This is a genomic window from Trichocoleus sp. DQ-A2 (assembly GCF_039961915.1).
Classification (GTDB): Bacteria; Cyanobacteriota; Cyanobacteriia; order Cyanobacteriales; family FACHB-T130; genus FACHB-T130.
This window is the reverse complement of the sequence record NZ_JAMPKD010000003.1, coordinates 134,241-152,126: the sequence shown is the minus strand read 5'-3', so window position 1 is coordinate 152,126 and position 17,886 is coordinate 134,241. Positions and strand designations below refer to the sequence as shown.

The 17,886-nt window shown below is 47.7% G+C and carries 13 protein-coding genes; 7 read left to right on the top strand and 6 right to left on the bottom strand.

Annotated elements, in window-relative coordinates; genetic code table 11:
* The first annotated feature begins 42 nt into the window (after positions 1-42).
* The gene (locus NC997_RS03540) at positions 43-4,182 is read left to right on the top strand and encodes a zinc-ribbon domain-containing protein (RefSeq protein WP_190528893.1); all 4,140 of its coding nucleotides are present in this window, start codon (positions 43-45) and stop codon (positions 4,180-4,182) included.
* A 190-nt stretch (positions 4,183-4,372) separates the two neighbouring features.
* Here NC997_RS03540 and NC997_RS03535 read toward each other — a convergent pair whose 3' ends face one another.
* The 4 genes from NC997_RS03535 to NC997_RS03520 all read right to left on the bottom strand — a co-directional run bounded on the left by NC997_RS03535 (position 4,373) and on the right by NC997_RS03520 (position 6,981).
* Positions 4,373-4,756, bottom strand: a complete 384-nt coding sequence (locus NC997_RS03535) for a low temperature-induced protein (protein WP_190414957.1) — start codon at positions 4,754-4,756, stop codon at positions 4,373-4,375.
* A gap of 179 nt (positions 4,757-4,935) precedes the next feature.
* A complete protein-coding gene (locus NC997_RS03530; RefSeq protein WP_190528891.1) occupies positions 4,936-5,229 on the bottom strand; it encodes a hypothetical protein in 294 nt (97 codons plus the stop codon).
* A gap of 69 nt (positions 5,230-5,298) precedes the next feature.
* Entirely contained in the window at positions 5,299-6,360 is a 1,062-nt protein-coding gene (locus tag NC997_RS03525; protein WP_190528889.1) for an ABC transporter permease, read from the bottom strand.
* A 108-nt stretch (positions 6,361-6,468) separates the two neighbouring features.
* Positions 6,469-6,981, bottom strand: coding sequence for an adenine phosphoribosyltransferase (locus tag NC997_RS03520; RefSeq protein ID WP_190426067.1), 513 nt, complete (start codon positions 6,979-6,981; stop codon positions 6,469-6,471).
* Between the two features lie 399 nt (positions 6,982-7,380).
* On the opposite strand from NC997_RS03520, the gene NC997_RS03515 reads away from it, so the two are divergent.
* Both NC997_RS03515 and NC997_RS03510 read left to right on the top strand, forming a co-directional pair.
* Complete coding sequence (locus NC997_RS03515; RefSeq protein WP_190414961.1) at positions 7,381-8,007, top strand: DUF3038 domain-containing protein; 627 nt, start codon at positions 7,381-7,383, stop codon at positions 8,005-8,007.
* Between the two features lie 204 nt (positions 8,008-8,211).
* Positions 8,212-9,609 carry a DUF4335 domain-containing protein gene (locus NC997_RS03510; protein WP_190414962.1) on the top strand — a complete coding sequence of 466 codons (1,398 nt, stop codon included), beginning with the start codon at positions 8,212-8,214 and terminating at the stop codon, positions 9,607-9,609.
* A 96-nt stretch (positions 9,610-9,705) separates the two neighbouring features.
* Here NC997_RS03510 and mrdA read toward each other — a convergent pair whose 3' ends face one another.
* On the bottom strand, positions 9,706-11,502 hold the full coding sequence (gene mrdA, locus NC997_RS03505) for a penicillin-binding protein 2 (RefSeq protein ID WP_190414963.1): 1,797 nt from the start codon (positions 11,500-11,502) through the stop codon (positions 9,706-9,708).
* Between the two features lie 408 nt (positions 11,503-11,910).
* Between mrdA and NC997_RS03500 the strand changes: the two genes are divergently transcribed.
* Positions 11,911-13,038, top strand: coding sequence for an ABC transporter ATP-binding protein (locus NC997_RS03500; RefSeq protein ID WP_190528887.1), 1,128 nt, complete (start codon positions 11,911-11,913; stop codon positions 13,036-13,038).
* 92 nt (positions 13,039-13,130) lie between these two features.
* Here the strand turns inward: NC997_RS03500 and NC997_RS03495 are convergent, their stop codons facing one another.
* Entirely contained in the window at positions 13,131-13,331 is a 201-nt protein-coding gene (locus NC997_RS03495) for a hypothetical protein (protein ID WP_190414965.1), read from the bottom strand.
* Between the two features lie 335 nt (positions 13,332-13,666).
* Between NC997_RS03495 and NC997_RS03490 the strand changes: the two genes are divergently transcribed.
* The 3 genes from NC997_RS03490 to NC997_RS03480 all read left to right on the top strand — a co-directional run bounded on the left by NC997_RS03490 (position 13,667) and on the right by NC997_RS03480 (position 17,847).
* Positions 13,667-14,704, top strand: a complete 1,038-nt coding sequence (locus tag NC997_RS03490; RefSeq protein WP_190415041.1) for a spermidine/putrescine ABC transporter substrate-binding protein — start codon at positions 13,667-13,669, stop codon at positions 14,702-14,704.
* A 189-nt stretch (positions 14,705-14,893) separates the two neighbouring features.
* A complete protein-coding gene (locus NC997_RS03485) occupies positions 14,894-15,754 on the top strand; it encodes an ABC transporter permease (protein WP_190529082.1) in 861 nt (286 codons plus the stop codon).
* A 317-nt stretch (positions 15,755-16,071) separates the two neighbouring features.
* On the top strand, positions 16,072-17,847 hold the full coding sequence (locus tag NC997_RS03480; RefSeq protein WP_190528885.1) for an SUMF1/EgtB/PvdO family nonheme iron enzyme: 1,776 nt from the start codon (positions 16,072-16,074) through the stop codon (positions 17,845-17,847).
* Positions 17,848-17,886 lie beyond the last annotated feature (39 nt).

The window sequence follows — 17,886 nt, the reverse complement described above, 5'->3', positions numbered from 1 at the left end:
TTAATTATAATATTTTAGATTTTAAATATTAAAGTTCATAATATGAAAGACCCGCTATCGATTACTCATCCCCAAATAGCCGCGCAGTGGCATCCGACGAAAAACGGCGACCTCACCCCAGACAAGATGTTAGCAGGCTCAAACAAGAGAGCATGGTGGAAATGTCCTCAGGGTTCTGATCACGAATGGGAAGCAGTAATTGCGAATCGAGCCAGATTAGGAGCAGGATGCCCCTGTTGTGCTGGTCGTAATCCTTCAGTTACCAACTCTCTGGCAAGTCTTTACCCTGAACTTGCCAAGCAGTGGCATCCAGCAAAGAACAGTACACTCACTCCAGATCAGATAGTAGCAGGCTCACACAAGAAAGTATGGTGGAAATGTTTCTATGGTTCTGATCACGAATGGGAAGCGTCTGTTTCCCATAGAGTAAAGGGAACAGGATGTCCCTTTTGTGCTGGTCAAAAAGCATCACTTACCAACTCTCTATCAAGTCTTTACCCTGAACTTGCCAAGCAATGGAATTCGACCAAAAACGGGAGGCTTACCCCAGACCAAGTAGTAGCAGGTTCGGAAACAAAAGTCTGGTGGGTTTGTTCCAACCCGCTTCTACATGAGTGGAAAGCTTCTATCGTTAACAGAGTAAAAGGAAGTGGGTGTCCTTTTTGTTCTGGTAGAGCAGTATCTGATACGAACTCTCTAGCAAGTCTCTACCCTGAAATTGCTAAGCAATGGCATCCAACCAAGAACGAAAAACTTACTCCGGATCAGGTGGTAGCAGGTTCAGGTTACAAAGTTTGGTGGCAATGTCTCAACGACAAAAATCATGAATGGAAAGCTGTAATTGATAACCGAGTAAGGGGTACAGGATGTCCCTTTTGCGCTGGTCAAAAAGTGTCAGTCACCAACTCTCTGTCAAGTCTTTACCCCGAACTTGCCAAGCAATGGCATCCAAGCAAAAACGAGAAGCTTACCCCAGATCAAGTAGTAGCAGGTTCAAATAAGAAAGTTTGGTGGCAATGTCCCAATGGTACTGATCATCAATGGCAAGCAGCGCCCAATACTAGAGCTGGACAGAGGATTGGATGTCCTTTTTGTGCTGGTAAAAGCTCATCCGTAACTAATTCATTGACAAGTCTTTACCCAGAGATTGCCAAGCAATGGCATCCAACCAAAAACGGGATGCTTACTCCAGACCACGTAGTATCAGGCTCACATAGTAAAGCTTGGTGGGGATGTTCCAATGATCCTAATCACGAATGGGAAGCTGTAATTAAGAGTAGAGTCAACGGTAGTGGATGCCCGTTTTGTTCTGGCAGAAGACCAACTGTCGTCAATTCTCTCGCAAGACTTTACCCTGAAATTGCTAAAGAGTGGCATCCTTTAAAAAATGGTACGCTCACTCCAGAGGAGGTGACAGCCAAATCGAGTAAGAAGGCTTGGTGGCGTTGTGCGATCGACCCTTCCCACGAATGGGAGGCAACACTTGCTAACCGGACAACTGGAAGAGGATGCCCTGCTTGTAATAAAGGATGGACAATAGAAGCCCTCCGTGGTTTTATTGGTTCCTTAGTAAACCACCTTGAGACTTTCAGTGCAGCGGATCTCTACACGATTTTCCAGCAAAGTGGACTGCTTCAGACTCAAGGCAAAGGTAAGGGCTTCGTGAAAGCTCTTGCTACTGGACGCTTCCCAAAAGAAGAGATTGAGAAGTTCGTCAATAGTGAACGGTCAATCGTTGATAAATTCCTGCAAGATAAGCAGCTAACTCTCGAAGCACATGAAACTAGCGTCAATGATGACATCTCTAATAAAGATGTAACCTCTAAGGACAATTTTGACGACCAAATTGACGAGACGATTGAACCATCCGAAGAAGCGAACGACCTTGAGCTTCCAGTCGTCCAGACGCGGGAAGTCCTGGCATCCTTAGATCACTCCGTCGTATCCTCAGCCGATGAAGAAGCTGTCGAATTCCTCATCGCATCGGCAAAAGCAAAGATTTGGAAGCACGTCTTTCGTGATGAAGCAGCAGCCCTAGCGCAGGCTCAAAGCTACACAGGCGACAGCTACGCCGAAAGAGTCAAAACCGAATTCCTAGACGAATATCATCGAGCCAAGAATCTCCCCATCCCAACTGGCTACAACTTCCGTATCAACGGCAAAATAGCAGAACCCAACCTCATGCAGCGACTCGCCGCCGTTCAGGTACGCGACAAGAAACGAGTCGGCAACTGGTCAGGCACAGGTGCAGGCAAAACCCTCTCAGCCGTCCTCGCCAGTCGCGTCATTAACGCCCATCTAACCCTTATTTGCTGTCCTAACAGCGTTGTTGATGGTTGGAAAAAAGCGATCCTCAACATTTTCCCAGATAGCGCGATCGCTACCAAAACCTTTACACCTGACTGGGCAAATGCCGTCGGTGACGAAACTGGGTTAGGTGCGGCGCTGAATCTAAATGCTCATCGTTACATCATTGTGAACTATGAGAAGTTCCAGCAGCCAGACTCCGCTGATTGGGTGCGCTCATTTGTGGAAAGTGAGTTAATCGATTTCATCGTTATTGATGAAATCCACTACACAAAACAACGCCAAGTCGAGAACATATCGCGGCGCAAGCAACTGGTAAGCGCACTCATCACCGCCGCAAGCGATCGCAACCCAAATCTACACATCATTGGGATGTCCGCAACACCAGTAATTAATAATTTGCAAGAAGGTAAAAGTCTAGTCGAACTTGTGACAGGAGTCGCCCACGACGAACTCGACATCCACCAAACCATTGCCAACTGCATGAAACTCCACCAGCGACTCGTGACACTGGGGATACGTTGGATGCCCGATTATAAACAACAACTCGGAGAACCCAAGGATTTGTCTATCCCAGTAGACTGTAGTGAATTCATCGACGAAATTCGCGCACTGGGTCGCAAAGGCACCCACCTCGCACTTGAGCAAATCCTCACCCGCGCCCGTTTACCCGTTATTCGAGAGCAAATCAAACCGAAAACCCTGATTTATACCCATTACGTCCAAGGAATTGACAAGCTACTTAGAGACGCACTCGAAGACGACGGCTGGAAGGTTGGCTTCTACACAGGCGAAGTCGAATTCGATTCGCGGCGTGAGATTCTTCAAGAATTCAAGGAAGGCAACATCGATGTTCTCATCGGTTCAAGCGCGATCGCAACTGGCGTTGATGGTTTACAGCAAGCGTGCAATCGCCTAATCATTAACGTCCTGCCGTGGACTCACGCCGAATTCGAGCAACTAATCGGTCGCATCTACCGCCAAGGGCAACAAAACCCAGTAACAATAGTCATTCCCCTAACTTACGCCCATGTCAATGGCGAACGTTGGTCGTGGTGCGACTCGAAAATGCAGCGATTGCGATTCAAAAAGTCGATCGCCGATGCTGCCGTTGATGGTGTAGTTCCAGAGGGATACTTGCGATCGCCTGCCCAAGCCTATCAAGATATAATCGCTTGGCTAGAGAAGCTAGAAACAGGCGTCCAAGTCATCGCCCGTCCGAAGATTGTAATTCCGATTCCCGATAACGACCCAGCAGACGTGCAGCGGCGGTTGCAGCGTTACGGCGACTTTTCCGCCATGAACCGCCACTGGAACCAAACCCGAAGCGAAACTACTCACCATCGCCTACAGGAGAATCCAGAGGAGTGGTCGAATTATCATACTTTATACACTGAGTCAAGGAAAAATTGGGCGGTCATCCCTTATGAAGAGATGATTCGCTGGTGCCAACAACGTAGCGGCTACACTATCGGTGATTTCGGTTGTGGTCAGGCGAAGCTGGCTGAAGCGGTTTCAGATCGCCATACAGTTTACAGCTTTGACCATGTTGCTGTGAATCAGGAAGTTATTGCCTGCGACATGGCTCATGTTCCCCTTGACGATCAAAGGCTTGATGTAGCGATTTTCTGCCTGTCACTGATGGGAGCGAACTTCACCGATTACCTGCGGGAGGCGAACCGCACTCTGAAACTGGATGGTCAGCTTCATATTATCGAAGCAACTTCAAGATTTAGCGATCGCCCTCAATTCCAAACTGACCTAGAGGCTTTAGGATTCATTGTTGTCAGCGTTCAGGATGCATGGAAATTTACCCATATCCACGCCTTGAAGACTGAACGTAGACCCCAAACCACAGGAGAACTCCAGTTCTAGGGCATTTATTGCCGTTACACGCTCCAACGAGCCAGCGTTTCAGCATCGCCAGCCTAAAAAAAACAAGGCAGACTCCTGCCTGCCCTATATAACATCAAGAACAACCCCTGCGGAGTTGCCCTGATGATGAGACCCTGCATCCGCACTCAGCAGATACTAGGGCGCTCACTCTTGAGCAAATACTGGCTCCTTAGTCTTTGCCTGTAATGCCTTCCAGCGCCTTCTGAACTTTTTGTTCAACTGATTGGACGCCTTGCGAGTTTTCGTTGGTACTCATCTTGTCAGCATCAGCGGCTCCTTGAATTTCATTCAGACCCTGGCTGGCTTCCTTCTGAGTCTCTTTAAGCGAATAGGGGTCTTTCAGAACCGCCTTTTGTGATTTCTCTTCAATCTTCGTCAGATTGGCTTCTCCGTCTCCGGGGCGACTGTTGGTGCCGCTATATCCTGCGGGGGTTTTTGTGCTGCTGTAGGCTGGAGTTGCATAGCTGAACAATAGTAAAGCGCAAAAACAAGCAGCGATCGCCATACGCACTGGACGTACCCAAGCAGACAGGTTGAAACGGATCGATTTCATAGAGTCCCTCTCTCCTAATTTGTCGAAATTAGCACTATTAAGATTTGTTGATCGGATCAGACGAAACAACTGCCTGAACGACCTCTCTTATTTGCTCAAATTTTGGAGCTTCTGACATCTGTACCTAGGTATACTTGCAATAAATCTTTAGAAAAGGCAATAGAAGTCAATAATTTGGCTTAACTTGGCGATAAAAACTGAATTTTGGGTAATAGTGGGTCTTCAACCATCCCAATTCCCTTAAATCCCCACCGTTGCAGCAACCCTTTTACCTGGCTTCCAGAGATTGACTCAACAGCGAAGCGATCGCTAACATCTGGGGCATGGGCGTTGAGATAGCTTAGCGCATCAAAATGTTCGCCAAACATCAACAAATAGCCAGAGCTACTGGTTGAAGAACTTGTATCGGGTTGAGCTAAAAGATATTGACCATCAGCTCTCGAACGAATTAGGTAATAGACTTGGGAAAACATAGAAAATGCAAAGATAATAGGCTAATCCGTAATTGATAATTGGACGGGAAGAAACCATTAGCCATTTCCTCATTTAAGATTTTCCAACTTAATTCTCGGATCGGCTACTTTTAGCAACAAATCAGCGATAAGATTGCCGACAATCAGCATCACTGCCCCCATAATCAAACTTGCCATTACTAAGTAGATATCTTGGATAGTAACTGCCTGTAAAATCAACCGTCCTAATCCGGGCCAATTGAAGAAAAATTCGGCAATAAATGCCCCACTTAACAAACTGGCAAACTCAAATCCTAAGAGCGTTATTAGGGGATTAATCGCATTGCGGAGGGCATGAACATAAATCACCCGGTCTTCGGGGAGTCCCTTGGCACGAGCTGTCTGGATATAGTCTTGGCGGAGAACATCGAGTAATTCTCCCCTGGTAATTCGCTGCAAACCTGCAAAACTGGTGACACTCAGCGCTAGGGTGGGTAAAATCATGTGCCAACCGATATCCAAAATTTTACCGAACCAGGATAAATCAGCGTGATTGATGCTGGTTCTGCCACCAACTGGAAATAGGGGTGAAGTGTACTGGGCGAAAATTAGCAACACCAGCGCCGTGATGAAGCTGGGAAACCCTTGTCCCGCGTAGCTCAGCACTTGCAGGAGGCGATCGCTAGTGCGATTTTGGTTAACTGCACCGACGATCCCCAGTGGAATCGCGATCGCCCACGTCAGAATCACCGATGCGATCGCGAGTTCCAATGTCGCTTGGATACGCTCCCACAACAGCGATGACACCGAACGCTGATAGACAAAACTCGTACCAAAATTGCCATAGCGCAAAATCTGCCACAGCCACCGTCGGTACTGTTCAATCGCTGGTTTATCCAAACCAAACTGTTGCCTGAGTTCCTCAATTCGTTCCGGGGAAATTTTGGGATTCTGCCTCAAAGTATCTAAATAATCTCCCGGAGCCATCTGACTAATTGCAAAACTCAGCGTCGAGGCTAGAAACAAAGTCAAAATTGCCTGTAATAGCCGTTTTGCCACGTAGAGGAAAGTTTCACTTGTGACCAGCCTTTTGAGCCAATTTAAACTAGCTGTTAACCCATTCTGACCTGAAGAATTTCTAGTAGAAGTCATGAAATATAGAATCCCATATCGCCAAAATTTTTGTAACTTGCTAATCGCTAATTGTTTAATAGCTTGTTTTCCATTAGCAATTAGCAATTAGCCATGAGCAGTTGCTCCCTAATACTCAACCAGCGTCACAATTGGCACATCAGGAAGTCGTTGACGCCCACCTAAATCTCTTAGCTCGATGATAAATCCAAATCCTACTAAGGTGCAGCCAATTTTCTGTACCAGCTCAGCCGTTGCCGTTGCCGTTCCACCCGTCGCGATCAGATCGTCCACAATCAAAACACGGCTTCCGGGATGTAGAGCATCTTGATGCATCTCTAGGCGATCCATCCCGTACTCTAATTCATACTCAACCGTGTGAACAGCACCTGGTAACTTTCCAGGCTTCCGGACGGGGATAAACCCAACTCCCAGTTTGTATGCCAGAGGTGCCCCAATAATAAAACCCCGCGACTCCATCCCAACGACGTACTCTGGAGACAACTGGGCGCACTTTTCGGTTAAGGTTTCAATGGTGTAGCGCAGTCCTTCCGGATCTCGCAGTAGCGTCGTTATATCCCGAAACAGAATTCCTGGTTTAGGAAAGTCTGCAATGTCGCGTATCAGAGACTTGAGATCCATAGCAGCTCGTAAAAAGAGGGTTGTAGGTAAACTCGGTATCCGTTGCATCACAGAGGCAGGATCTCCCCCGGATGTGCAAGGATATACCTGGAAAATCGTACACTAGAAGGCTGCACGGTTTTGGAGCATTCCTAACACTCAAGAGCCAGCGGGCAGCTATTGAAGCGTGTGAGTAGTCGTATCTATATGATTCAAGTACAACCACCTCCAAAATCATCCACTTGCCCGAAGCTTCAATCCCGATCGCGACACCCTGATTTTAGTAAAATCCAGCTGGGCATATAAATAATCGGATAGCAGATGGACACAAATGTAACCGTCAAAAGTCATTGATTTCCATATGCAATTCGTTGTAGCCCGTGCGAGCCATCAACCAGTTCAACTGTCCTGCTATTTGGAATGAATCTTTCTGTGAGCGTAATGCCATTAAACAGTCCTCCACGAGAGTCAATGCCGCTGATTTTAGACAATCTCCCTGACCCACCGATTTCGTCGTCAAGTGGGTGTCCGCGTCGAACTCGGCTACAAATTGACCTGATGCTACTAGCAATAGAAGCCCTGGAATTGGGAGGGTCTGAAGCAATGCTGACAGTGGCGAAGGATTTGGAACTCCAGGGAATTATCAAAAATCGGGTACACCTTTGGCGAATCCGAAGCAGCAACCCGCTACGACGATCTTATACACGCCGTTTGCTAACCCTGGATGAAGCCAAAGCGATGGTGATCCTAGTCTGCCATCTAGCACGGCGGTTAACCGTGTTGATCCGGCAGCTGCTACTGGCTTATCAACAACTGCGTGACAAGCAGGTGCCATTAGAACATCATTTTCGCTTGTCTGAGTATTTAGAAAGGTTCCGCGCTCACTTCCGGAGCCGAATGAATCCACGACGCGCTGGTGTCGCCGCCTATAACTCTGATGAGAAGTTAAACAATCTGGCTATTGAGCTGTTAAGCGAGCTGCTATTTTGTACGGGAACGTCTGGAATGCAAAGATTTTGGAGCAGCCTTTTTGATGGAGAAGTGTAACTTTCATAGAAAAGGAGTAATCGGTAATTAAGAATAAGAGTGATGAGCATTGGTGTTGCGTTTTAAGACGAGAAGAAAGTTCTTGAATTAAAAACTCAACCCTCAAAACTTAAAACTTTTCCCGACTTACCAGTTACCAATTACCAATTACCTATTAGTTTTTTCCCGAATTACCAGTTACCAATTACCAATCACCAACTGAAAATGACTATTCGCCGTCCGTACAGTCTGCCTAACTGCACGCTGATCCTAGAAGGGTTAAGCGATGCTACAGCTGCTGGTCAGGTGGACACCCGACCCTTAATGTCTATCCTGGTTAATGCTGAGTGCCATTTTGCGGGTAAGGAGAAGCCATTAACGGGAGGACGTGACTTTTTTGAAAGCCTGGTGACAGCAGCCAGCAACTATGCTCAAGAATTCTTGAGTGGGGTGCCTCACTCCCATAGTCTGAAAGACAAGCCGAGTTTAGTGCAGTTTCAGAAAATAGATGCCCATCTGCATCGGTTAATTGTTGAGTCGCCGGGAAGTGGTGGAGACTCGACTCATAGTGGCGCATCCAGTGGGACAGCCACAACCCTCCAAGCAAGACAAGTTGATATCACAACGGTACAGCTGTTTGATTTAGTGGAGGCGGTGGATCAGTTCCTGGCTGATGGTCGCACGCTGCCAGACATCATGCTGTCCATCGCGCCGGTTCCGAAACGCTATGCGAAGGCTGAAGTGCCGGTGGCACAACGCGCCGCACCAGCAGCAGTTGGGGTCACGAGTTTGGCGTTGGCAGCGATCGCGTTTTCTAGGGTTCCCCCTCCCGAAGTCAAGAACCTCAAAGATCCCTTGCCCCAGCCCAACAGCTTAACGACGCCTGCTAGCCCTGTCTCGTCCGAGCAGCCGACAGCAAGCCCCACGTCATCTAGCGCTGAAGCTACCGACTTGGAAACCCTGGTGACAGCAGCACCAGAGCTGACCGATCCCACCCAGTTGTACTTCTTACAACGGAAACTGCAAAACAACATTTATCAGAAGTGGACGACCCGCCGCCAGTTTCGGCAAGACTTAGTTTATCGGGTGGGCGTAGGGAAAGACGGAGCTGTGGTGGGTTACAAGCCAGTTAACTCAGCCGCACGCGATCGCTTAGAAGAAACTCCGCTCCCAGAATTGCTCTATATCCCTGCCACTGGTAGCGACATCAGCAAAGAACCCCTGGCTCAGTTCCGGGTGGTATTTACTAGACGAGGCGTCCCCCAAGTGAGTCCCTGGTATGGGTATAAAGAAAAGCCCAGCCTCGGTCCAGAAATTACCGACTCAGCTCAGATAGAGAGTTTAGAAGCTCGGCTTTCCGAACAACTCAAGCAAAATTGGCAAGCCACTCCCAGTTTTCCACGGAGCTTACAATACCGTGTCGCCGTAAACAAAGACGGTGTCGTCGCCGATTACGAGCCACAGAATCAACCAGCCTTTGATTACGAGGATGAAACGCCCCTGCCTAAACTCTTCCAGCCGAGCAACTCGCCAGACGCTGTCCCCCAGGAACCCCTCGCCCAATTCAGAGTGGTGTTCGCACCCAACGGCACCATCGAAGTTAGGTCGTTGCAGAGAAATTGAGAGCAGTCAATAGTCAGGAACCAGTTGTGAGGAGTCAGTTGTGAGGAGTCAGTTGTTAGCCTTTCCTCTAAACACTAACAACTAACCCCTCACAATTTACTTAACGGGTTTAACAGGTTTCTTGACCTGAAAATAAGCCTCCAAAACTTTTAACACCATTGGGGCTGCTACCTTACCGCCGCCGCCTCCAGAATGTTCCGCAAACGCCACAACCACAATCTTTGGCTTGTCCGCAGGCGCATAGGCACCAAACCAGGCGTGAGACAGTCCTGGTGGAGCCTCTGCCGTACCACTCTTCCCGGCAACCGGGGGTAGCGTTGGCGCATTCACCGCTTTTCCAGTGCCGCTAGTCACAACGCTCCGGAGTCCTTGGCGCACCACCCTTAGCGTTTCTGGTTTCATATTCAAGGACTCTCGCCAGTTTTTGGACGCCTCATTATCTTTGAGCAGGTGGGGTTTAACTCGATAGCCACCATTTGCCGGAACCGCAAACATCACGGCAACTTGTAGCGGCGTCGTTTGCAAGAAGCCCTGACCAATGGACATATTCACCGTGTCTCCGATAGTCCATTCCTGCTTCAATCGCTTCTCCTTCCAGGCTGCATCCGCAACCAACCCCGGCAATTCTTCTGAAGCTAACTCAATCCCCGTTTTTTGACCAAAGCCATACTTCCGAGTCCAGTCAATCAAGGTGGGACCACCTATTCCTTTACCAATCTGATAAAAGAAAGTATCGCTACTCATCGCTAGCGCCCCAACAAATCCCAAGGGGCCAAATCCAGCATGGTTCCATTCCCCAAACCGAATCCCACCGACGGTTAAGTAAGGATAGGTTGCTAATACCGTATTCGGAGAATATTTACCCGATTCAATCGCAGCGCTAGCCGTGACAATCTTGAAGGTACTCGCTGGTGGAAAGACTCTTAAAGCGCGGTTGACGAAGGGGTTGCCCTTACTTTGTACTTTCTTCCAAGTTTCTGGGGTGATCCGCTTAGAGAAAACGTTGGGATCGAAGCCTGGGCGGCTGACCATTGCCAAAATTGCCCCATTGTTGGGGTCCATTGCCACGATTGCGCCCTTGCGATCGCCCAATGCCCGCTCCGCAGCCTTCTGCAAATCCAGATCCAGCGTTAACTGCACATCCTTCCCAGCCTTCGCCTTTTTCTGACCAAGAATCCGCAGCACTTGACCCGCACCATCTACCTCAACTTGTTGACCGCCCCATTCTCCCCGTAGCGGTTTTTCAAAAGCTGCCTCCACACCCATCTGGCCAATCACATCACCCAAGCGGTAGCCTTGATCTTTCATCTTGGCTAGCTCTTCATCGTTCATTTCCCCCGTATACCCTAAGACGTGAGCGCCCACCTCAGCGTTGGGGTAGTTTCGTACCCCTTCAATATCCACCTCTACGCCCTCTAGTTGGCTCCTGTACTCTTCAAGTGCCGTAATTTGGGCAGGATTGATGTCACGAGCAATTCGTAACAGCGAGGTCGAGGTATAACCGGCTTTTTCTAGTTGCTTTTGAATTTCTTTCTCAGGAACATTTAACAGTTCCGAAAGGCGGCTGAGGGTAGCAGGCCAATCCTTCTGCTTGCGGGCGATGGGCCACAAAAAAACCGAGTGAGACAGCCGACTGCTCGCCAAAACTCTTCCCTTGCGGTCGAAAATGGTGCCTCGGGCCGGCTGTTTGGGAATCAAACGAATCCGATTGTTTTCTGCCAGCTGTCGGTTACGTTCCCCCTGAACCACTTGTAAAAAAACTAAACGAGCGCCAATCCCACCCGCCAAGAGTAAGGTAACGAGCAACATGATAATTACAGATTGGAGACGTCGGCCCACAGTTCGGGGGGTGGATTGACGCCCAATTGAGGAAGACCGAGCGATTAAGGTCATAGCAGGAGGCTGAATAAATTGGCTCTAAACAGGGAAACAAAAGGTATTTTGAGTGGGCGGCAATTCACAGAGGGATTGCTCCTACATAGTGTACCGTCACACTTCAATAAGATGAACTGGAGGTGTCCTGAAAATGGGTGCCGTGGAAATAGCATCCAGCACAGAGCGGGAATCACTTGTACTTTGTCCTGTACTTTTTCAGGTTCAACGAATCAAAGAATGGCAAATTTTTAAGCGAATCGCAATCGGACTGAGTCCGACAGCTAAAATAAACCAAAGTTAGCAATCAACGCTCAACCAACAACGCTCAACCAAGCATCACCGGCTCAGCCTTCACAAAACAGACGCGACGGCGTGTGTTGAGCAATTCAAACCTCTGTGGGGCATCGCCACTGGGAATCATCAACTATGTCTCAAACTTCTTTAGCAGAACAACGCTCTCCGGAGACTACAAATGAACTGGATGTGGAACTCCGCAAGGTTTTTAAGGTATTCAATGGAGAAACAGCAGTCCGGGGGGTTGATCTGGAGATCCACCGAGGAGAATTTTTCAGTATTTTAGGCCCCTCTGGCTGTGGCAAGACCACAACTTTGCGCTTAATGGCTGGGTTTGAAACTCCCTCGGCAGGAGAGGTGCTGATTCAGGGGCAGACGATGAACCATGTGCCGCCCCACCGGCGTCCGGTGAATACCGTTTTTCAGAGCTATGCTTTGTTTAGCCATCTGAGCGTTTGGGAAAATATTGCTTTCGGATTGCGAATTAAAAAGCGACCCAGGACCGAAATTTCCGAACGAGTGCAAGAAGCGCTGAAGCTGGTCAAAATGGAAACCTATGCTAACCGCTTTCCTTCCCAGCTTTCTGGGGGACAACAGCAACGAGTGGCTTTAGCACGGGCGCTAGTGAATCGTCCAGCGGTGGTTTTGCTGGATGAACCTTTGGGGGCATTGGATTTGAAGCTGCGTAAACAGATGCAGGTGGAATTATCCAATTTACATCAAGACCTCGGGTTGACGTTTGTGATGGTGACGCACGACCAGGAGGAAGCGCTAAGTCTCTCCGACCGGATTGCAGTCATGCGTGGGGGCAAGATTGAGCAAATTGGTTCGCCTACTGAAATCTACGAGCATCCCAAAACACCATTTGTGGCGGATTTCATTGGGGATACCAATCTATTTGAGGGGCGGATTGAAGCTTCTGACTACTCAACGCTCAAAGTTGTCACCAAAAGCGGTTTGCCAGTTGTGGTGCAGCCGTTAGAGCCTTGGGATGAGATTGGTGTCCAGGAGGTTGTGGTATGCGTGCGTCCAGAGAAGATTCAGCTAAGTCTCTATCCGCCAGCGATGCCAATCAACTGCTTTGAAGGTCGTCTGAAGCACGTGATGTACATGGGAACTCATGTTCATTATGTGGTGGAGTTACTTTCAGGCGATCGCTTAACGGTTCGGCAGATGAATACTGTGGGAATTGAGCCTGCCTTGCATACTCCTATCTATGCTCACTGGGCAGCTACCGATTGTCTGGCAATGAATGCCTAGAGACAATGCAGCGATCGCTACCCGTACGTCTCCCGACATTCCCAGCAGCGACCGGGCTGAATGCAGTTTCAACAAGCGTTAGAATCTCATGGTCAGACCAGTGCAATCGCTTGCTTTCGGGGAACCCGGTCAACCCATTGGTCGTTGGCTAGAGACGCCGGAAGCGATCGCTTCCGGCTACCACCAAACATTAAAAAGTATTCATTCCCATCGATGACTGCCAGCCCTTTGCTGCACTGATTTTGCGCTCCTTTCCCCCAGAACTTGACAAATTGACTCAGCGACCGATTCAATCACTCCGGGGCTATCTCCTCAAAGTCAGGATGACGACTGGAAATTTGAGAAACCCCTACAAATCTAATGTTTGCCTATCAAAATACTGACGCCCGAACTAGGTGAACCGCTCCCTATAGAGCAATCTGTAAGATACTGTTAAAGAGAAATTAAAAATTAAAAATTAAAACTAAAAAATCACCTTGATAGTTTTTAATTTCCTCTTCTAAATTTTGACGATTGACGTGCAACTTTGCTGAATCCCGTGCCTCCAACTGCTCAACGGACGAACCCACAACACTCAACACGACGTAGGTTTTTACAAACGTCAGCTGCTGCTACCCTCGGACTGGCAATGTCTGGTTGCGGCTGGACGCTTGCCCAAGTGCGCTCGGCACCCGCCAACTCTGATGCATCCAACAACAAGTTATTGTATCTCTACACTTGGGCTGGCTATACCGATGAGGATTTGTTAAAACGCTTTACCAAAGAGACTGGAATCAAGGTCATTGCTGATGTCTATGATTCCAACGAAGCGATGCTAGCCAGGATTCAAGCATTGGGAGGCGGGGACTACAGCATTATTTACCCATCTGACTATACGGTGAGGAAGATGGTGGAACTGGGCTTGCTCAGTGAAATCGATCGCTCCCGTGTGGTAGGTTTGGATCGGTTGTTTCCCCGCTTCCAGAATCCCGTCTATGACCCAGAAAACCGCTACAGCATACCTCTGAGTTGGGGAACAACGGGTCTCATTTACAACACCCAGAAGCTGAAGCAACCACCAGCAGATTGGAATTATCTCTGGGACAATCAGCAGGCACTTTCTCGAAGGATGACCTTGCTGAATGATGTTCGGGAAGTAATGGGTGCGGTGTTGAAAATGCTGGGGTACTCTTACAACTCAAAAGACCCGCAGCAGATTAAACAGGCGTATGAAAAGTTAATGGCGCTCAAACCGGCCCTCGCTTCTTTCACCTCTGATGCCTGGAGAACTCAAATTTTAACTGGGGATTTGCTGCTGGCAATGGGATTTTCATCCGATGCCAATGAAATTATTCCAGAAAATAAAAACTTACAATATCTAATTCCTCGGAGTGGTTCTTCGGTGTGGACTGACACACTGGTTGTTCCGATAACAGCTCCCAATCCAGAAGGAGCTTATGCCTGGATTAACTTTATGTTGCAACCTGATGTCGCCGCTCAGATTTGCGAACGTTTAAGTTTCGCAACACCCAATCAAGCTGGCTACAACCAGTTACCGGATGAAATTCGTAACAATCAGATTTTATTTCCCGCAGAGGCGGTACTTGCTCAATGCGAAGGCGTTGCGCCGCTTGGAAAAGTTGCCGAAGTTTATGAATCCTATTGGACTCGATTGACGAGCAGCTAACATTAAATAATCTTGAGTTTTGAATGATGAATTGAAGCAATAATTGATACTTCCTATCAATCATCTTTCATTACTAACTCAAAACTCAAAACTCAAAACTCAAAACTCTTTTCTGTCGTGTCTACCCCAACTTCCCCTCCCTCTATCCCCAATCCCACTCCCTCTGATGGAATAGAATCGCCAGTGCTAATGGGCAGCAGACGCCCCGGCTTGAAGTGGTTGGAACCAATGGCACTGCTGGGTCCTGCTGGTATCTGGTTGGGTTTGTTGCTAGTGCTGCCAACGCTGGTGATTTTTCAGCTGAGTTTAGTGCCAGGAATCCGACCTGGGGATGTGGTGAATCCCAGCGGTTTGGATAACTATACGCTGGTGTTTCAACCAGTTTACTTGCAGGTAATCGGGCGATCGCTATTTTTTGCAATTGGCACTACAATCGTTTGTCTTTTACTCGGATTTCCAGTTGCCTACTGGATTGGTCAAATGGCACCGAAACAGTGGCGAAATTTGCTGCTGCTAGGCTTTGTCTTGCCTTTGTGGACATCATCGCTGCTGCGTTCTTACGCCTGGATTACAATTTTGCGTCCTACGGGTGTCCTGAACACGATGTTAACGACTTTAGGACTTCCGGCTTTGGAGTTGCTGAACCAGAGTTCAGCCGTGTTTATTGGGATGGGTTACAGTTATTTGCCCTACATGGTGTTAATTCTTTACGCTTCTGTAGAAAAACTGGATCGGCGGTTGCTGGAGGCATCTGCCGATTTGGGGGCAAATCCGATTGACACTTTTTGGAAAGTGACTGTCCCGCAAACGCTACCAGGAATCGCTGCGGGTTCTTTGCTTGTATTTATTAGTACTTTAGGGGATTTTGTCGATCCGGAATTGCTGGGTGGTGCCTCCAGCATGACCATATCCCGCTTGATTTATAACCAGTTTTTAGGTGCGACTCAGAATTGGGGATTTGGCTCATCTTTGAGTATGGTATTAATTTTTGCCGTGAGTGTAGCGATCGCGCTTTTGATTAAATACGGCGATAGCACACCGCAAAAATAAGGCTTATATAGAAGGTGCGTTGGCGATAGCGTAACACACTATTATTTTCAGAAAATCTCTAGAATTTCTGTTAAATATTTGCCATAGGCACTAGACAAGTATTGGCGCAAGTGCTAGATTTATATACTGGGAATATGTACGCCCATATAAAGTATTTTTTGAATTTAATAATGATTGATTGGTCAGTAAGCGCTGACTAATTCACTGTATGGAATAACTGTAAGTTGGGTTGAGGAACGAACCTCACCAAATTGTTTAGAGGGGTTGGATTTCCTTACCTTAACCCAATCTACGCTAAATCAAGTTTCCAATTATTTATGAGTTATTGCTTAAATCCCGCCTGTCAGAAGTGCCAAAACTCCCACAATGATAAATTTTGTAAAAACTGCGGGACGAAGCTGGTACTTTTAGGGCGTTACCGGGCTTTGGCACCACTTGGACAAGGCGGGTTTGGTAGGACTTTTCGGGCAATTGATGAAGCGAAACCGTCCAAACCAGCTTGTGTAATTAAGCAATTTTTCCCGATACAACAGGGTACGGATACAGCTAATAAAGCAGCAGAGTTATTCCATCAAGAAGCTGTACGGCTAGAAGAATTAGGCAATCATCCGCAGATTCCGGAATTGTTAGCCCATTTTGAGGAAGAGAACCGTCAATATTTGGTGCAACAGTTTATTAACGGACAAAATTTAGCCCATATATTAGAACAACAAGGCGCTTCTAGCGAAACCGAAATTCGCAGCTTGTTGGCAGACTTGCTGCGCGTCTTAGAATTTGTGCATAGTAAGCAGGTAATTCACCGAGATATTAAGCCAGAGAATATCATTCGTCGTCAGGTTGATAATCAACTGGTGTTAGTAGATTTTGGTGCAGCTAAATTTGCGACAGGAACCGCATTAGCCAGAACTGGAACAGTGATTGGTGACTTTCGATATATTGCACCAGAACAAGCAGTCGGGAAAGGAGTTTTTGCCAGCGATTTATATAGTTTGGGCGTCACCTGCATTCATTTGCTGACTAATGTTGAGCCTTTAGAGTTATTTGATACTGATGAGGATGCTTGGGTTTGGCAAAATTACTTACAAAATGCTCTAAGCGACGAATTGCGTAGCATCATAGATAAGATGATCCAAAGAGGTGCGAAACGGCGATATCAATCAGCCGAAGATGTAATAAATGCATTAACTCCGCAAAAGTCATCTGTAGCGCCAACAATTCTGAATATCCCTCAACCTTTACCGCTTAAAACGTTCGATTTTGATGTGGTAACAGTAAACGGACAGGGAATAGAAACTAACCGCCACCGAATGCAAGCAAAATATTTCTCTGAAGACTTAGGTAGTGGGATGACACTAGAAATGGTAGAAATTCCCGGCGGTACTTTCCTCATGGGTTCTCCAGACACGGAGAAGGGGCGAAGTACCAGGGAAAGCCTGCAACATCAAGTAACTGTAGCACCGTTTTTCATAGGAAAATTCACCATTACACAAGCGCAGTGGAAAGTCGTAGCAACTCTGCCAAAAATCAACAGAGAGATGCAACCAGATCCTTCCTACTTCAAAGGTACAAATCGACCAGTAGAAAATGTATCCTGGGAGGATGCTGTAGAATTTTGTGCGCGTCTGTCGAAAAAAACTGGCAAGAGTTATCGTTTACCCAGCGAAACCCAATGGGAATACGCTTGTCGTGCAGGCACAACTACACCTTTTCACTTTGGCGATACAATTACTTCTAAAGTAGCGAACTACGACAGTAGATATACTTACGCCTCTGCACCGAAGGGAAAATATCGTCAGGAAACGACGGAAGTGGGGAGTTTTCCTCCGAATGCCTTTGGATTATACGATATGCACGGAACTGTTAGGGAATGGTGTGCTGATATTTGGCATGATAACTACAATGGTGCGCCTGTTGATGAGAGTGTGTGGAAGTCTAGCGCAGATAACCGATATCGGCTGTTGCGTGGGGGTTCGTGGCTTCTCAATTCTAAGTACTGTCGGAGTGCGGTTCGTAGCAGGGATGAACTGGTTAGTAGGTGCAGCGATCACGGTTTTCGGGTTGTAGTTACTGCCTCGGCGTGGACTCTTTCCTAGCCTTTCACTCTCTTCCTTCGCGCTCTTTGCGTCTTTGCG

Coding starts and splice junctions, on each gene's coding strand:
- NC997_RS03520 (WP_190426067.1), bottom strand. CDS start 6,981: ATGGATCTCAAGTCTCTGATACGCGACATTGCAGACTTTCCTAAACCA.
- NC997_RS03525 (WP_190528889.1), bottom strand. CDS start 6,360: ATGACTTCTACTAGAAATTCTTCAGGTCAGAATGGGTTAACAGCTAGT.
- NC997_RS03480 (WP_190528885.1), top strand. CDS start 16,072: ATGAGTTATTGCTTAAATCCCGCCTGTCAGAAGTGCCAAAACTCCCAC.
- NC997_RS03490 (WP_190415041.1), top strand. CDS start 13,667: ATGTCTGGTTGCGGCTGGACGCTTGCCCAAGTGCGCTCGGCACCCGCC.
- mrdA (WP_190414963.1), bottom strand. CDS start 11,502: ATGACCTTAATCGCTCGGTCTTCCTCAATTGGGCGTCAATCCACCCCC.
- NC997_RS03535 (WP_190414957.1), bottom strand. CDS start 4,756: ATGAAATCGATCCGTTTCAACCTGTCTGCTTGGGTACGTCCAGTGCGT.
- NC997_RS03500 (WP_190528887.1), top strand. CDS start 11,911: ATGTCTCAAACTTCTTTAGCAGAACAACGCTCTCCGGAGACTACAAAT.
- NC997_RS03510 (WP_190414962.1), top strand. CDS start 8,212: ATGACTATTCGCCGTCCGTACAGTCTGCCTAACTGCACGCTGATCCTA.
- NC997_RS03515 (WP_190414961.1), top strand. CDS start 7,381: ATGAATCTTTCTGTGAGCGTAATGCCATTAAACAGTCCTCCACGAGAG.
- NC997_RS03485 (WP_190529082.1), top strand. CDS start 14,894: ATGGGCAGCAGACGCCCCGGCTTGAAGTGGTTGGAACCAATGGCACTG.
- NC997_RS03540 (WP_190528893.1), top strand. CDS start 43: ATGAAAGACCCGCTATCGATTACTCATCCCCAAATAGCCGCGCAGTGG.
- NC997_RS03530 (WP_190528891.1), bottom strand. CDS start 5,229: ATGTTTTCCCAAGTCTATTACCTAATTCGTTCGAGAGCTGATGGTCAA.